This window comes from Halobaculum halobium, from assembly GCF_030127145.1.
Taxonomy (GTDB): Archaea; Halobacteriota; Halobacteria; order Halobacteriales; family Haloferacaceae; genus Halobaculum; species Halobaculum halobium.
In genome coordinates, this window is sequence record NZ_CP126158.1 from 1,347,236 (window position 1) to 1,362,950 (window position 15,715).

At 69.4% G+C, this 15,715-nt stretch carries 11 protein-coding genes; 6 read left to right on the forward strand and 5 right to left on the reverse strand.

Annotated elements, in window-relative coordinates; genetic code table 11:
• Positions 1–82: 82 nt before the first annotated feature.
• Entirely contained in the window at positions 83–2,146 is a 2,064-nt protein-coding gene (locus P0Y41_RS07150) for a hydantoinase/oxoprolinase family protein (RefSeq protein WP_284063261.1), read from the reverse strand.
• A 102-nt stretch (positions 2,147–2,248) separates the two neighbouring features.
• Between P0Y41_RS07150 and P0Y41_RS07155 the strand changes: the two genes are divergently transcribed.
• The 6 genes from P0Y41_RS07155 (at position 2,249) to P0Y41_RS07180 (ending at position 10,350) form a co-directional block, all read left to right on the forward strand.
• Positions 2,249–3,685: an amidase gene (locus tag P0Y41_RS07155; protein WP_284063262.1), complete on the forward strand. Its 1,437-nt coding sequence runs from the start codon at positions 2,249–2,251 to the stop codon at positions 3,683–3,685.
• Positions 3,686–3,881: 196 nt separating this feature from the next.
• Positions 3,882–4,607: a DUF1028 domain-containing protein gene (locus tag P0Y41_RS07160; RefSeq protein WP_284063263.1), complete on the forward strand. Its 726-nt coding sequence runs from the start codon at positions 3,882–3,884 to the stop codon at positions 4,605–4,607.
• Between the two features lie 12 nt (positions 4,608–4,619).
• Positions 4,620–6,296 (forward strand): ABC transporter substrate-binding protein, encoded by a 1,677-nt coding sequence (locus P0Y41_RS07165; RefSeq protein ID WP_284063264.1) that lies wholly within the window; start codon positions 4,620–4,622, stop codon positions 6,294–6,296.
• Positions 6,297–6,309: 13 nt separating this feature from the next.
• Positions 6,310–7,269 carry an ABC transporter permease gene (locus P0Y41_RS07170; RefSeq protein ID WP_284063265.1) on the forward strand — a complete coding sequence of 320 codons (960 nt, stop codon included), beginning with the start codon at positions 6,310–6,312 and terminating at the stop codon, positions 7,267–7,269.
• The gene (locus tag P0Y41_RS07175) at positions 7,269–8,177 is read left to right on the forward strand and encodes an ABC transporter permease (RefSeq protein WP_284063266.1); all 909 of its coding nucleotides are present in this window, start codon (positions 7,269–7,271) and stop codon (positions 8,175–8,177) included. Before P0Y41_RS07170 ends, P0Y41_RS07175 begins: the two co-directional genes overlap by 1 nt.
• Positions 8,170–10,350, forward strand: coding sequence for a dipeptide ABC transporter ATP-binding protein (locus tag P0Y41_RS07180; RefSeq protein ID WP_284063267.1), 2,181 nt, complete (start codon positions 8,170–8,172; stop codon positions 10,348–10,350). Before P0Y41_RS07175 ends, P0Y41_RS07180 begins: the two co-directional genes overlap by 8 nt.
• 45 nt (positions 10,351–10,395) lie before the next feature.
• Here the strand turns inward: P0Y41_RS07180 and arcS are convergent, their stop codons facing one another.
• The 4 genes from arcS to P0Y41_RS07200 all read right to left on the reverse strand — a co-directional run bounded on the left by arcS (position 10,396) and on the right by P0Y41_RS07200 (position 15,691).
• Positions 10,396–12,174, reverse strand: a complete 1,779-nt coding sequence (gene arcS, locus P0Y41_RS07185) for an archaeosine synthase subunit alpha (protein WP_284063268.1) — start codon at positions 12,172–12,174, stop codon at positions 10,396–10,398.
• A 24-nt stretch (positions 12,175–12,198) separates the two neighbouring features.
• Positions 12,199–13,809: a tRNA guanosine(15) transglycosylase TgtA gene (gene tgtA, locus P0Y41_RS07190; protein ID WP_284063269.1), complete on the reverse strand. Its 1,611-nt coding sequence runs from the start codon at positions 13,807–13,809 to the stop codon at positions 12,199–12,201.
• Positions 13,810–14,139: 330 nt separating this feature from the next.
• Positions 14,140–14,973, reverse strand: coding sequence for a CPBP family intramembrane glutamic endopeptidase (locus P0Y41_RS07195; protein ID WP_284063270.1), 834 nt, complete (start codon positions 14,971–14,973; stop codon positions 14,140–14,142).
• Positions 14,974–15,082: 109 nt separating this feature from the next.
• Complete coding sequence (locus P0Y41_RS07200; RefSeq protein WP_284063271.1) at positions 15,083–15,691, reverse strand: NUDIX hydrolase; 609 nt, start codon at positions 15,689–15,691, stop codon at positions 15,083–15,085.
• Positions 15,692–15,715: the final 24 nt, after the last annotated feature.

Here is a 15,715-nt window from a genome sequence, read left to right on the forward strand (position 1 = left end):
CCGTTGCGGATCACCTCGAGGGTGACCGAGTCGACGCCGCGGGACTCACCGTCGTCGCCGGCGGCGCTCCCGTGTCGATCGCTCACTCCCCGTCACCCCCGGTCTCGACGACCAGGTTGGCGTCGCCGTCGACCCGCGCGCGCTGGCCGGGGTGGACGACGACGGTGCTCTCGCTCCCCTCGACGACGGCGGGGCCGTCGACGGTCGCGTCCGTCGGCAGGCGGCTCCGGTCGTACACCGGGGTGTCGCGGTCGCCGTCGCCGAAGCCGACCCGGCGCGTCTCCGCGATCGCGTCGTCGGGGTCGCCGGCGCGCACCTCGACCGCGAGTTCGGGCGGCTCGACGAGTCCGCGTGCGCGCAGTCGGACGGTCACCAACTCCACCGGCTCCTCGGGCGACGCGTGACCGTACCGGCGCTCGTGGGCCCCGTGAAACCGCGCTTCGACGCGGGCGAGTTCCTCGGCGTCGAGGTCTCCTTCGACCGGCACCGACAGGTCGAACGACTGGCCGGCGTACCGGAGGTCGAGCGTCCGCTCGAACGCCAGTTCGTCGTCCGCGCGGCCGGCGTCGCGCAGTTCCGCACGGCCCTCGCTCTCGAACGCCGCGAACGCGTCGCGGAGGGCCTCCGGGTCCACGTCCTCGAACCGGCGGACCATCGAGGTGGAGTAGTCGTACACCACGTCGCTGATGAGCAGCCCCAGCGCCGAGAGGACGCCCGCGGCACGCGGCACGATCACTTCGGGAATGTCGAGGGCGTCCGCAAGCGCCGTCGCGTGCAGGGGGCCGGCGCCGCCGAAGGCGACGAGGGCAAACTCGCGGGGGTCGTAGCCGCGCTCGACGCTGACGACCCGGAGCGCGCGTCGCATGTTCGCGTTCGCCACGTCGAGCAGTCCGCGGGCGGCGGTCTCGGTCGCCTCGGGGTCACCGGCGACGGCCTCCGCCAGCGGGGCGAAGGCGTCGCGGACGCGGTCGTCGTCGCGGGCGAGCGCGTCCGGGAGGAACGACGAGGGGTCGATACGGCCGAGCACGAGGTGGGCGTCGGTGACGGTCGGCTCGGTCCCGCCGCGGTTGTAGCAGACCGGACCGGGCTGGGCGCCCGCCGAGCGCGGGCCGACCCGCAGGGCGCCGCCCGTGTCGACGTAGCCGACGGAGCCGCCGCCGGCGCCGACGGTGTGGATGTCGACGGTCGGCACCGAGACGGGGTAGTCGCCGACCTCGGTGTCGGTCGTCACGATGGGGTCGCCATCGCGGACGAGACTCACGTCACAGGAAGTGCCGCCCATGTCCATCGTGATCAGGTCGTCGACGCCCCGACGGCCGGCGACGTGGGTGGCGCCGCGGACGCCCGCGGCTGGGCCGGAGAGGAGCGTGTTCACCGGACGCTCGCGGGCGGCATCGCTCGCCATCAGTCCGCCGTTCGAGCCCATCACACGGAGCGGCGCGTCGACGCCGAGGTCGCCGACACTGCCCGCGAGTGATCCGAGGTACGCGTCCATCACCGGCTTGAGCGCGGCGTTCATCGCGGTCGTCAGCGTGCGCTCGTACTCCCGGATCTCCGGGAGCACGTCAGACGACAGCGAGACGCTCGCGTCGAGTCCCTCCTCACGGAGAATCTCGCGGACGCGGCGCTCGTGGGCGGGGTGCTCGAACGAGAAGAGCAGCGAGACGGCGACGCTGTCGACTCCCGACTCGCGGAGGTCGGCCGCGCGGTCGCGGACGGCTGCCTCGTCGAGTTCCCGGAGGACGGCGCCGCGCTCGTCGACGCGCTCGGGCACCTCGAACCGGCGGTCGCGCGCCACGATCGGCTCCGGTTTGGTCGCGTCGAAGTCGTAGATGTCGGGTCTGGTCTGGCGACCGATCTCGACGGCGTCGCGGAAGCCCTCGGTCGTCACGAGGGCGGTGTCGGCCCACTCGCCCTCCAGCACCGCGTTGGTCGCGACGGTCGTCCCGTGGCCGAGGAAGTCGACCTCGTCGAGTGGCGCGTCGACCCCCTGGAGACCGGTCACGACGCCCTCGTCGGGCGCAGCAGGGGTCGACGGCGTCTTGTCGACGCGGATGCGGCCCCCGCGGACCGTCACGAGGTCGGTGAACGTGCCGCCCACGTCGACGCCGACGCGCGTGCTCGCCGGCGCGTGATCGTCGGTCATACCCATGGGTTCGGGGGGACGGTTGTATGCGTTCGCCTCGCGGACGGTCGCTCTCCGCCGAGGGAACTATGAGAGAGGGAGCGTCAATCGCCCACACACCACATGGTCAGCGAACACCACGTCGAAGCGGCGTCCGACAGCCTCGGCGTCGCACTCGATCCGAGCGATGTCGAGCGGTACGCCGCCGACGCGACCGACGCCGCCACGATGGCGGCCGCGTTCGAGCCGTCGACGGACGAGCGCGACCCCCGCGAGTACGCACCGGGCGACGACGAGTACAACGCCTTCCGCTACCGAGTGGAGAGACACGACGAGGAGGAGCACGGCGAGGGCGGACCGCTGGCGGGGCTTCGGGTGGCCGTGAAGGACAACATGGCCGTGGCCGGGGTGCCGATGACGTGCGGGTCCGCCGGCGTCGACTTCGTCCCGCAGTACGACGCGAGCGTCGTCGAACGGCTGGAGGCGGCGGGCGCGCGGCTCCTCGGCACCACCAACATGGACGAGTTCGCGCTGACGACGACCGGGGAGACCTGCGCGCACGGTCCGACCCGGAACCCGGCGACCGACGAGGGGGTCCCCGGCGGCTCCTCGAGCGGGAGCGGGGCGGCCGTCGCCGCCGACCTCGTCGACGCGGCCCTGGGGAGCGACACCGGCGGGAGCGTCCGGATCCCCGCGTCCTACTGCGGCGTCGTCGGGCTCAAGCCGACGCACCGGAGCGTCCCTCGGTTCGGGTTCGGCGACCTCGCGCCCTCGCTGGACCACGTCGGTCCGCTGGCGTCGTCGGTGTCGGCGGCATTTCGCGTGTACGACGCCATCGCGGGGCCGGACCGTCGCGACCTCTCGTCTCGCACCGCCCGTCCGACCGCGAACACGCACGCGGCGGTCGGCGAGCCCGCCGATGGGGAGACTGTCGGCGTCGTTCGGGAGGCGATGGAGGGGGCCGACCCGGAGGTCCGCGACGCGGTGAACGCGGCCCTCGCGGATCTGGAAGCCGCGGGCGTCGAGGCGGTCGAGGTATCGCTCCCGCGGTTCGACGAGATGGCCTCCGCCGTCGTCGTGATCGCGAACACCGAGTTCGCCTCGCTGCTCGCGAATCGAGGGCTCGTCCGCGCGAGCGGCACCGGCTACGCCGATCCGTGGCGGGCGGCCGCCGCCGACTTCGATTGGGAGGCGCTGGGCGACGGTGTCGTCGACAGCGCGGTCACTTTCGAGGCGCTGTACGAGGCGACCGAGGGGCGCGCGTACGTCGGGGCACAGAACGTCCGCGAGCGGTTCACCGCGGCGGTCGACCGGCGCTTCGACGACGTGGACGCGCTGGCGCTCCCGACCACCCCGACGACCGCCCCGGACTTCGGCGAGGTGACAACGACCGAGGACGTGATCGGGACGATCACGAACACGAGTCCGTTCAACCTCACGGGCAACCCCGCGCTGTCGGTCCCGGCGGGGACCGTTGATGATCGACCGATCGGCGTACAGCTCGTCGCCGAGTGGTTCGGGGAGCCGACGCTCGCGCGCCTCGGTTCCGCTATCGAATAGCGGCGGAGTGGGCCACCCAGAGACGAGACAACTATTTACGTATCAACCCAAATATATTTGGTACACTTTCGAGAATAACCGTACGATCAAAGAGGTATTCGCAGGCGAATTCAATAATCACGGATAGATCCGGAAATATGGTTCCGGACCCCATCGCTTATTTAGCTTGGGTATTGTTGACATGGCGTGACGACTCATGGAAAATAGTAACAGGGAGACGGGCGAACCCGGAGGGTTCGTCCCGGGGACGTTCTCGATCGCGGCACACGATCCCGACGCGGACGAGTTCGGCGTCGCCGTCAGCACCGCGCTGGTCGGCGTCGGGGCGCTGTGTCCGTTCGTGAGCGAGAACGCCGCCGTGGCGACCCAGTCGTTCGTCAAGGTGTCTCACGGCGCCAACGCCGTCGACCTCGCCGACCGCGGCGTGAGCGTGCCGACGGCGTGTGACGCGTTGCTGGGGGACGACGAACACGCGAGCTACCGACAGCTCCACGGCATCGACGGCGACGGCCGCACGTTCGCCTTCAGCGGCGACGACTGCGTGGACTGGTTCGGACACCTCGAGCGCGACGACCACACGGTCGCGGGCAACATGCTCGCGAACGGAGACGTGATCGAGGACATCAGCGAAACGTTCCAGGAGGCCGAGGGGGAGCTCGCCGAGCGGCTCATGACCGCCCTCGAAGCCGGACAGGGCGCCGGCGGCGACAAGCGCGGGAAGATCAGCGCGGCGCTGCTCGTCCACTCGCCCGACCCGAAACTGTACCACAACCTCCGCATCGACAACTCCGAGGACCCGGTCGACGACCTCCGCGAGGCGTTCGAACTGGGCAAGCAGACGGAGGCGGACCTGCCCGCGTCCACCGATGAAATGCTCGGGGAGTACCCCGACGAGATACTCGACTTCGGCCTGAAGTACTAACATACCCAACACATGACCGACACCAACGACTTCGATCCGACAGACGTCGACCGCCGCCGCTTCCTGAAGGCAACCGGCCTCGCGGGGGCGGGCGGCATGACCGCGATCGCCGGCTGCGCCGGCGGCGGCAGCGACACCGAGGAACCGACCGACACCTCCGGCGGCGGTGGCGACGGAGGCGGCGGCGAGATGACCACCGCCGACCCCGGCGAGATCCAAGAGGGCGGCACGCTCGTCTGGGGCCACAGCGAGGTGACGCAGAACCTCGACATCCACCAGACCGCGACCGCCAGCACCGGCCGCTTCCTCAACAGCGTGTACGACGCGCTCGTCGGACTGACGAGAGACCTTGAGCTGTCCACCGACCCGGACGTCGCAAGCCCCGGACTCGCAACGGACTGGGAGGTCAGCGACGACCTCATGACGTACACGTTCTCACTCCGGGAGGGCGTGACGTTCCACGACGGGACGGAGCTCACCGCCGAGGACGTGAAGTACAGCTTCGACCGCATCGCCGACTCCGAGACGGGCGCCATCATGCAGTTCGTCTTCGGGTCGACCGACTCCGTCGAGGTCGAAGACGAGTACACCGTCGTCATCAACCAGTCCGAGCGGTACCAGCCACTCCTGCGGCAGCTCGCATTCTCGGGGACGTCCATCGTCCCGGCTGGCTCGGGCGACACGATCGGCGACGAGCCGATCGGCACGGGCCCGTTCCAGTTCGTCATGCGCCAGCAGGGGAACCGCGCGGAACTGGAAGCGTTCGACGACTACTGGGGCGAGGGGCCGTACCTCGACGCCGTCGAAGAGCGGACCGTCACCGACCCCGACAGCCGGCTCACGGGGATTCAAGAGGGGAGCTACGACCTCATCAACGACATCCCGCTCGACGACATCAACGACGTGGTCGGGAACGACGGCGACGACATCAGCACGCGGACGTGGTCGCCGCTGTCGTGGGCGTTCCTCAACATGAACAACACGGAGCCGCCGTTCGACGACCCGGACTTCCGGAAGGCCGTCGACTTCTGCATCGACAAGCAGGCGCTCGTCGAGGGCGCCCTGTTCGGCAACGGCCAGCCGACCGCGAGCCCGAGCTTCCCGAACAGCGCCTTCCGCAACAACGACATCTCCCCGCGCGGGCAGGACTTCGACCGGGCGGCCGAGCTGTTCGAGCAGTCGCAGTACGACGTCGGCGAGTTCGACCTCACGTTCAAGGTGACCACGAACTACCCGTGGCACGTCGACGCCGCGACGCTCATGCAGCAGTTCTTCCAGCAGGCGGGCCTGAGCGTGGAGATCCAGCAGCTCCAGTGGAGCGACTGGCTCTCGCAGGTGTTCGCGAACGGGGACTTCACCCTCTCGATGGTGAACTTCTTCACCTTCTGGGAGCCGGCGTACCTGTACACGTCCCTGTGGACCAGCGACGGCTCGTTCAACTTCCGCGGCTACGCCAGCGACGAGTACGACCAGGCCGTCGCCGACGCCGCGCAGGCCTCGGGTCGCGAGGAGGCGGTCCCGCTGTACCAGGAGGCGCAGTCGATCATCCACGAGGACGTCCCGGACGTGATGCTGTGGTTCCGCGACGGGACGCTGGCCGCGAAAGATCACGTCAACGGGCTGGATACGGTGCTCTCTCCGAACAACAGCGAACTCGGCTTCGGCCGGGTGTGGATGGACCAGGAGTGAACCGACCCCCCACATGAGCCTGACACGCTATGCGACCCGGCGGCTCGTCTTCCTCGTCGGGACGCTGTTCGGCGCCTCGGTCATCACGTTCGCGCTCGTGAACGTCCTCCCGGGCGACGTGGCGGTGATGATCCTGGGGACCAGCGGCAGCCAGGAGCAGGTGGAGGTGCTCCGCCAACAGCTCGGTCTCAACCAGCCCGTGTACATCAGATACCTCGACTGGATCGCCGGAGTACTCCAAGGCGATCTGGGTCGATCGCTTCGGTTCGGCGACCCGGTCGCGACGCTCATCGCTCAGCGGTTCCCCGCGAGCGCGTTCCTCGCGTTCACGGCGTTGACCATCGCGGTCATCGTCGCGATCCCGATGGGCGTCGTCGCCGCCGTCGAGCAGAACACCTGGAAGGACTTCCTGACGAGCGTCGCCGCGTTCACCGGGATCAGCCTGCCGAACTTCTTCTGGGGGATGTTGCTCATCCTCCTGATCGCCCGGTACGCCTCGCTGTTGCCGCCGTCCGGGTACGTGAGCCCGACGGAGGACCTCGCGGAGGCGTTCGCGCACGTCCTCCTGCCGGCGGGCGCCCTCGGATTCAGCCTGATGGCTCACATCACACGGATGACCCGGTCGTCGCTCATCGAGGAACTCCGGTCTGGGTACATCGACCTCGCGCGCATGAAGGGGCTCTCGAGTCGGCGGATCGTCCTCCGGCACGCGCTCCGGAACGCGTTCCTCCCGGTGTTGACCGTGATCGGCTTCCAACTGGGATTCCTGTTCGGCGGGATCATCATCATCGAGCAGCTGTTCGCGTATCCTGGGCTCGGTCGACTCGCGTTCAACGCCCTGCTCAACCGCGACGCGCCGCTGATCCAGGGGTCTGTGCTCACCATCGCGGTCGTGTTCATGACCAGCAACCTCGTGGTCGACCTGCTGTACGCGGTCATCGACCCGCGCGTCGTCGCCGGAGGTGAGAGCTGATGGCCGCCGAGACCGGTACCGCTCGATTCGTCGACGAGTACCAGCGCGAGCGGCTCTACAGGCTCGCTCGGAGCATCCGGCACAACACGAAGGCCGTCGTCGGCCTCTCTCTCATCGTCGCGCTTGTCGTCCTGGCGATCGCCTCCCCCATGCTGATATCCCAGGAGGCGGCCAATCAGGTCGACATTCAGAACCGCTTTGCCGCCCCGAGCGCGGAGCACCCGTTCGGGACCGACAACTTCGGTCGCGACATGCTCTCCCGGACGCTGCTGGGCGTGCGCATCAGCCTCTACGTGGGGCTGTCGAGCGTCGCGATCGCGTCGGCGTTCGGCGTCCCGCTGGGCGGATTGGCCGGCTACGCCGGCGGCGCGGTCGACGACGCCGTCATGCGGACGATGGACGTGTTGATGAGTTTCCCGCCGATCCTGGTCGCGATGACGATCACGGCGGTGATCGGCCCGACGCTCAACAACGCGATCCTCGCGCTCGGGCTGGTGTACATCCCCTACTTCGCGCGGGTGACCAGGTCGGAGGCGATCTCCGTCTCCCAGGAGGAGTTCGTCGAGGCCGCCCGCGCGCTCGGCGAGCGGGACTCGTACGTCCTCTTCAGAGAGGTGTTGCCCAACGCGGCCGCACCGATCATCGTCCAGGCGAGCATCAGCATCTCCTTCGCAATCCTGGCGGCCGCGGGGCTGTCGTTCCTCGGGCTCGGCGCCCAGCCGCCGACGCCGTCGTGGGGCCTGATGCTCCAGCAGGCGAAGCAGTACCTCACGCAGGCGCCGTGGATGGCGATCTTCCCGGGGATCGGCATCGCCGTGACGGTCCTCGGCTTCAACCTCTTCGGGGACGGCATCCGCGACGTTCTGGACCCGGACGCAAGCACCGAATTCGGAGTCACCGATGAGTAGTCAATCCACACCGTCGACAGACGCAGCACCGAACACGACCGCGGCGACCGCCGACGACCGCCTGCTCACCGTCCGGGGACTGGAGACGGAGTTCCGGACGGAGGAGGGGACCGTCCGAGCCGTCGACGGGGTCGACCTCCACCTGGACCAAGGCGAGATCGTCGGGATCGTCGGCGAGTCCGGGGCGGGAAAGAGCGCGACCGCCGAGTCGATCCTTCGGCTCATCGACTCCCCGGGGGAGATCGTCGGCGGCACCGTCGACTTCGACGGACGGGACGTGCGCTCGATGAACGAGGCGGAACTCCGCGAGTTCCGCGCGACGGACGCGAGCATGGTGTTTCAGGACCCGACCGGCACGCTCAACCCCACGATGACTGTCGGGAAACAGGTCGCCGAGGCCGTCCGAAGCAACGACCCCTCGCTGTCCGGGACAGCCGTGAAGGAGCGCACGATCGAGATCATGGAGCGCGTCGGGATCCCGAACGCGCCTGCCCGGTACGACGAGTACCCACACCAATTCTCCGGCGGGCAGAAACAGCGGATCGTCTTCGGGATCGCGATCGCGAGCGAACCCGACCTGCTCGTCGCAGACGAACCGACGACCGCCCTCGACGTGACGATCCAGGCGCAGATCCTGGACCTCCTGGTCGAACTCCGCGACGAGTTCGGGATGAGCGTCCTGTTCATCACCCACGACCTCGGCGTCGTCCGCGAGGTGTGCGACCGCGTGCTCGTGATGTACGGCGGGAGCGTCGTCGAGTCGGGGCGGGTCGAATCGATGTTCGCCGAACCGCACCACCCGTACACGAAGGGGCTCCTGGCGAGCAACCCCGGCCTCGACGCCGACGTGGTGGGGGAGCGATCGGCCGCCCCGGGCCGCCTGCGGGTTATCGAGGGAACGATGCCGGATCTCACCGGCGAGTTCCGCGGCTGCAAGTACGCCGACCGGTGCCCCGGGGCGACAGAAGACTGCCGGACTGCCCACCCGGACCTCGAGTCCGTCGCCGTCGACGGCGACGACCGCGAGGTCGCCTGCTACCGCCACGAGGAGATCGACGACATCGAGTACACCTACGACCACGAACCGCGGACGCTCTCCTGGCGCGCGACCGCGACCGACAGTGCGACCCCGGGCGTCCCGGACGCGGACGGCGTCGGGGACGACCGTGACGGGGCCGTCCTCTCGGCGACCGGGCTGAAGAAGCACTTCGAGACCGGGAACATCCTCGACGACCTCCTCGGGCGCGGCGAGACCGTGCGGGCCGTCGACGGGATCGACCTCGAGATCGGCGCCGGTGAGACGCTCGGCCTCGTCGGCGAGTCCGGCTGCGGCAAGTCCACGGCAGCGCGGGCCATCCTCCGGCTTCACGAGCCGACCGAGGGGACCGTCGTCTACCAAGGCCGCGACATCACGGCCGCCTCGAAGGCCGAGCTCCGTGAGGTTCGCCGCGACCTGCAGGTGGTGTTCCAGAACCCGCAGTCGAGCCTCAACCCCCGACGGACGGTCGGGCAGATCCTCCGCCGCCCGATGAAGCTCCACGGCATCGCAGACGGCGGCGAACGGCGCGAGCGCGCGAGAGAGTTGGTCACCGAGGTCGGGCTGGACGAGCGCCACCTGGAGCGAAAGCCGGGCGACCTCTCGGGCGGGCAACAGCAGCGCGTCGCCATCGCGCGGGCGCTGGCGGTCAACCCCGAGCTGATCGTCCTCGACGAGCCGGTGTCGGGGCTCGACGTCTCGATCCAAGCGCAGATCCTCAACCTCCTGTCTGACCTGCAGGAGGACCTGGGACTGTCGTACCTGTTCATCAGTCACAACCTCTCGGTGATCGAGCACGTCTGCGACCGCGTCGCGGTGATGTATCTCGGTGAGCTGGTCGAGACGGGGACAACCGGAGAGGTGTTCGCGCCGCCGTACAATCCGTACACGGAGGCGCTCCTGTCCGCGATCCCGGGGCGGGCCGACGCCGACGACCGGATCGTCCTCGAGGGCGACGTGCCCGACCCGTCGAACGTCCCGTCGGGCTGTCGGTTCCACCCGCGGTGTCCGCACAAGATCGGCGACGTCTGCGAACGAGAAGAGCCGGCCGTTCACGAGCCGAGCGACGGCCACGGGATCAAGTGTCACCTGTTGCGCGAGGAGTACCGCGACCGCGTCGACTGGGAGGAGATCTGAGGAGCCGGCGGGGACCGGCGACCTGCTCTCTCGGGACCCTTCGCCCTACAACTCCTCGCTGTGCCGCACGTCGACCGCGATTCCCCGCGTCGACGAGCGCATCTCCGCGCCGTGCATCTCCGCGCGGCCGACGGCGAACGCCGACGGTCCCTCGACGACGACCTCGTCGCCGACGCGGATGTCGTCGTCCGCGTCGACGACGCCCGGCGCGAGGACGCTCCCCTGCGGGACGAACGCGTCGATTTCGACCGTCTTGGTCGGGGCGTCGCTTTCCACCCACCGACGGGCGCCCGCGAGGGTGAACGCCAGCGCGCCGTAGGTGGGCACCATCGTCGCCAGCAACTCCTCGTCGTCGTCGCGCACCTGGAGCTTGGGGTACCGCGAGCGCGTGTTCAGCTCGTCGAACAGGTCGTCGCCGGCGCCGTCGCCGAGCATGTAGTCGGCGATGGCGCGGACGGTGTTGTGCTGGCGCTCGCGTTTCGTGTACTTCAGTTCCCCGTCGAGCGCGGACATGAGGTTCCCGATGGATTCGGTCGTCGTCGGGTGGTCCTCGACGGTGTACTCGAACGGCACGTCGACCTGTTCCTCGACGCGCTCGCAGATCTCGCGGTAGCCGTCCGCGGGGACGTGCGCGATCACGCGGGGGTAGTCGTTGCGCTGGAGGTAGCGCCGGAGCACCTCGGCGACGAACTGCTTCTCGTCCTCGCTCCACCGCCCAGTCACCACGGTGTCGTAGTGCTGGGCCGGGTAGGTGAGTTCCAGTTCCTGCGGCACGACGCCGATTGGCGAGGTCATCGACGCGAGGTGCGCTCGGAACTGGATCGCGTCGTGGAACTGGCCGTGGCTCTGGCTCTCGGAGTACGGCTTGCGCGCCGAGCACGGAACTAGGACGAGGGGGTTGCGGAAGCGATTGACGTAGCGCTCGCTCACGCGTTGGGCGAATCGCTGGATCTCGGGACGGCGGATCGTGTCGCTCGTCGCCGCCGCGAGTTCGTTGTTTCGGGCGACGGGGGCGCGCTCCTCGACGTAGCCGTACTGCTGGTCCAACTCGCGGAACGCAGCCGTGAGCCACTGCTCGTGGCGGGCCTGCCCTTCGACGTAATCGCGGAGGCGACCCTCGCGGACCCGTCGCCGGACGCGCCGCAACTCGGCTTCCAGCGCGTTCACGTTGTGTTCCTCGCAGGCGGCGCGATCGAACGCCTCGCGGGGCACCTGACACGCCGGACACGAGCACGGCAGTTCGTCTAGGTCCTCCAAGAAGCGCTCGCCCTCGTCGGTGAGGTACTTCCCTTGGCTTCCCTTCACCCGCGCGCGCTTCGCGTCGACGAGGTCGACGCCGGCGTACACGAGCGTCGCGACGTTCAGGGGGGTGGCGACCCCCGAGAGATAGAGCGCGGTGTCGGCGGGGACCGCCTCGCGAACGTCCATCGCCGCCTCGGCGAAGGCGGCCGCGTGGCCGACGACGCCCTGCGCGTTCGAGAGGACGTAGGCGTCGACCAACGCCTCGGCGGCGCCGCCCGCGCTGGGAGCGTCGCTCGTGATCACGGCGGCTGTCGGGCCGTCGACGGCGGCGGCCGATTCGGCGTAGTCGGGCGCGAACGCGTCGACCACCTCCTCTCGGGTGCCCGCGGGGTACGCGCGGTGCGGCAGGATCGTGAGCGTCGAGTCGTCGCCCTCGGGCGCGTCGCGCTCGGCGTTCCACAGCGATCCGGCGTCGCGGACCACGTCGTCCGCCAGCGCCGGCGTCGTGAGCGGCGAATCGAGGCGGAGCTCCCCGAGGCGGGCGGCCCCGTCCCGCTCGTGGACCTCGAAGTAGTCGGTCATGGGCCGAACTGTGCGGGCAGGGCGTTATTCGCTTTCGCTTCGGGATTCGGCGGGTCCGGCCCCGCCGGTGGCCGGGGCGTCGGCGACGCGGTCGCCGTCGCGGTCGCGGTGACCGTCCGCAGCGAGGTCTTCCAGCGTCACCGACGCCGGAACCGCGGCAAGCGCCTCGTCGCCCCAGCCGTCGTGTGCGAGCGTCACGTCGGCGTCCGGGTTCGCCTCGACGAGCGCTCGTATCCCCTCGCCGGCGGCGCGCTCGGCGGCCGCGTCGGTGCGGTCGGGCACCTCCGCGGTCAGCGGATACGACTCCGAGAGCGCGCGGGGGAACGGACCGAACGGCGGCACGACCCGCCACACCTCGTCGTAGTCGTGGTCGGAGGGGGTGCCGTACTCCGAGCACAGCAGGGACTCGGGCACCGACAGCCGCGCGATTCGGTCGTGGTGGCGCCGGACTTCGGGCCGGTCGGCCGACTCGTGAGAGAGCCCGAAGAACGTGCCCTTGGAGGCGCTGTCGATGCGCTCCAGCTGGTCGGCGTGATCGAGGAGGGCGCGGTAGCCGTCGAGCATCGCGGGGTGGCCGCGCGCGCGCTTCTCGACGAGTTCGAGCAGGTCGCCGTCGCGGATCGCCTGCTTCACGCGGCGCAGTTCCTCGAAGGTGACGTGGAGGTTGTGCTCCGCCAGGAGTGACTCCTGGTCTTGCGGTTCCACCGCTCGACTATCCGAGGCGCTTTGGGCCTCGCTCTCGTCGTCGTTCGCGGCCCGAAGCTCGTCGGGCGTGTGCTCGTGGCAGATCGGACACGAGCACGGGAGGTAGTCGAGGTCGTCCAGTTGCTCCGTACCCGAGACGGTGAGGTAGCGGCCGTCGCGCGCCATCAGCGCGTAGGCTGCCGAGTCGAACAGGTCGCAGCCGAGCGCGACAGCCAGCGCGAACATCATCGGATGGCCCGCCCCGAACAGGTGGACCGGGCAGTCCTCGCTCAGCCCGCGCTTGGCGGCGGCGACCGCGTCGACCATGTCGTCGTAGCGGTAGCCGTTCATCATCGGCACGACCGCGCCAACCGGGAATACGTCCAGATCCGTCGCGGCGGCTTCGCTGCCGGCCTGTTCGCGAAGGTCCGGGTAGGTACTCCCCTGGACGGGCGCGTTGACGAGCATGTCGCCCACGTCGACCGCCTCGGCGTCCGCGAGCGCCTGGCGCGTCACGTCTAGATCGGACTCAGCCCGATCGCGGCTCGCGTCCGGCGGGGTTGGGATGTCGACCGGGGTCCCGATGTCGCTGCCGATGTCGCGTTGGAACTCCAAGATCTCGGTGGTCGTCGTGTCGATCTCACCGTACTCGGCGAGCTGGAAGCTCCCCGAGTCGGTCATGATCGCGCCGTCGAAACCGAGCATGTCGTGGAGGCCCTCCTCCAAGGCCCGTTCGCGCACGTCGTCGGTCGTGCGGATGATGTAAGAGTTGGTGATCAGCATGTCCGCGCCGAACTCCGAGCGGAGGCGGCCCGGGTCGATCGTCTCGATGTTCGGGTTGATAACCGGGAGGAGCGCGGGCGTCTCGACGGTGACACCGGCGCGGGGGACGGTCAACTCCCCGATGCGCCCGGCCGCGTCGTGGTCCCGAATCTCGAAGTGGTCGCGCATGGCCGGGCTTTCCGCGGCGCGCGAGTAAGGGTTCCGCTCGGCGACCGCCACAGCCGCCACAGCCGGCGCTCTCGCGAGAGGGGCGAACGAACGACACGCCGAACAGAGCCGGGCGGGCGCGGCCGGCGGGAGCGGTGGAACCGACAATTGCGAGGCAACCGGCGACCACGGGGCGGGCGTGTCGTCGCGTCGCGGCACGCCCCGTGGCGGGGGAGTCGACGATGGCCGGGAGTGGGTCCGGTATCGCAGACGAACGTTCGCCCGATGCTGACGGGACCGAGACGAGGTCGGGTGCGTGTCAGCGGCGGCGAATGACCTGGCAGCGGGTAGTTAGATCGCCGGAAGCAGCGCCAACGCGTCAGCGATGATGAGTGATGCCGTCTCGCCGGGCGACTGGCTCTCGGGACCGTACACGACGACGACGTACAGCCCCGCGAACAACACGGCGTCGTAGGCGCCGTGGATGAACGACGGGACGATGAGGTTGTCCGTGTACTCGTATGTCGCGCCGAACACGAGCGTCAGCGTCGAGAGGATGCCGATCGTGACGATCCGCCCGGGGGCCGCGCCGGTGAGCGCGACGTAGTGGACCACGCCGAAGATGACGCTCGCGAGGGGAATCGCGACCCACGGCGAGAACGCCTCGCGGAGTCGATTCTGTACGACACCGCGGAACAGGATCTCCTCGCCGGGACCGATGAAGATGAACGCCGCGGGGATGAGCAAGAGGAGCACCTCGGGGTTCTCGGCCCCGAACTGCGCGATCTCGTTATCCGCGGTCGGCGCGCCCGCCTGCTGGACGAGCGTGCTCGCCGCGAGCAGGATTCCCAGCGACCCGAAGAAGCCGACGACGGCGACGACGACGTCGCGGAGCGAGGGGAACCGAAACAGCGACAGCGGCGACCGATCTGTCCGGATCAAGTAGATCGAGGCGACACCGCCGAAGGATATCCCTTGCACGAGTACGAGTGACAGGCCGATGAGCACCAGCGGCGACGGCTGGTAGCCGACGATGCCCAGCGCGACGAACACGACGAGGACGATGATCCCCGCCGCCACGATGCCGGAGAAGCCGATCGCGGGGGCGACGACGAGGGCTTGTATCCGCGGATCCAGTGCCCTGAACCGCGCAGAAAGCGGTTGAAGCGGGCCAAGCGAGACCATACCCGATACCCGGGTGCCACGGTGAAAGACCTGACCCAACGACGGCGGACCGCCGGGGGGGATCCGGATCGGTCACAGCGTATCGCCCGGGGGAAACGATCGTGAGGCGTCAGTCACGCCTCGTGTGTTCGCGGTCGGCGTGTTCGTACATCGACACGCCGATGACTGCACGGCCGTCACGGACGCTCCCCGCGAACACGGCGTCGCGGAAGCGGTCGTAGTCCGCAGTCACCGGGCGGATGCTCTCGTTGAAGTCTAAGTCGGTGTTCGTCGACCGAGTGCAGTTGCGCGCGAGAACGTAGTGGTGGACGGAGTTGGCGAAGCCGTTCGCGGGCTCGACCGTGTGGAACTGTTCGAACGACTCGGCCTCGAATCCCGTCTCCTCGCGGAGTTCCCGTCGCGCGGCCGCGACGAGGTCCGCGTCGTCGTCCTCGACGCCCCCGGCGGGGAGGCCGCGGTTCACCCGTCCGACAGCCTGGCGCCACTCCTCGACGAGCACCACGTCGCCGTCGGGGGTGAACGGGAGGATCACGACCGTCTGCGGCTCGTCGACGTAGTGGAAGTCCGTCTCGGTGCCGTCGGGCAGGCGCACGTCGTCGCGGCGAACGTCGAAGCCGGGACACGAGTAATCGGTATCGCTGCCGAGCGTCTCCCACGCGAGATCGTCGCGGTCGCGGTCGCGGCCGTCGTCGCCGTCGCGGTCGCCGTTGCTGCTCATTACGTCCGGGTTCGAACGCGCCGG

What these genes read in the sequence shown, in the direction of transcription:
- P0Y41_RS07160 (WP_284063263.1), top strand. Translation starts at nt 3,882, where the DNA reads ATGGAAAATAGTAACAGGGAGACGGGCGAACCCGGAGGGTTCGTCCCG.
- arcS (WP_284063268.1), bottom strand. Translation starts at nt 12,174, where the DNA reads ATGACCGACTACTTCGAGGTCCACGAGCGGGACGGGGCCGCCCGCCTC.
- tgtA (WP_284063269.1), bottom strand. Translation starts at nt 13,809, where the DNA reads ATGCGCGACCACTTCGAGATTCGGGACCACGACGCGGCCGGGCGCATC.
- P0Y41_RS07155 (WP_284063262.1), top strand. Translation starts at nt 2,249, where the DNA reads ATGGTCAGCGAACACCACGTCGAAGCGGCGTCCGACAGCCTCGGCGTC.
- P0Y41_RS07165 (WP_284063264.1), top strand. Translation starts at nt 4,620, where the DNA reads ATGACCGACACCAACGACTTCGATCCGACAGACGTCGACCGCCGCCGC.
- P0Y41_RS07195 (WP_284063270.1), bottom strand. Translation starts at nt 14,973, where the DNA reads ATGGTCTCGCTTGGCCCGCTTCAACCGCTTTCTGCGCGGTTCAGGGCA.
- P0Y41_RS07180 (WP_284063267.1), top strand. Translation starts at nt 8,170, where the DNA reads ATGAGTAGTCAATCCACACCGTCGACAGACGCAGCACCGAACACGACC.
- P0Y41_RS07200 (WP_284063271.1), bottom strand. Translation starts at nt 15,691, where the DNA reads ATGAGCAGCAACGGCGACCGCGACGGCGACGACGGCCGCGACCGCGAC.
- P0Y41_RS07170 (WP_284063265.1), top strand. Translation starts at nt 6,310, where the DNA reads ATGAGCCTGACACGCTATGCGACCCGGCGGCTCGTCTTCCTCGTCGGG.
- P0Y41_RS07175 (WP_284063266.1), top strand. Translation starts at nt 7,269, where the DNA reads ATGGCCGCCGAGACCGGTACCGCTCGATTCGTCGACGAGTACCAGCGC.
- P0Y41_RS07150 (WP_284063261.1), bottom strand. Translation starts at nt 2,146, where the DNA reads ATGACCGACGATCACGCGCCGGCGAGCACGCGCGTCGGCGTCGACGTG.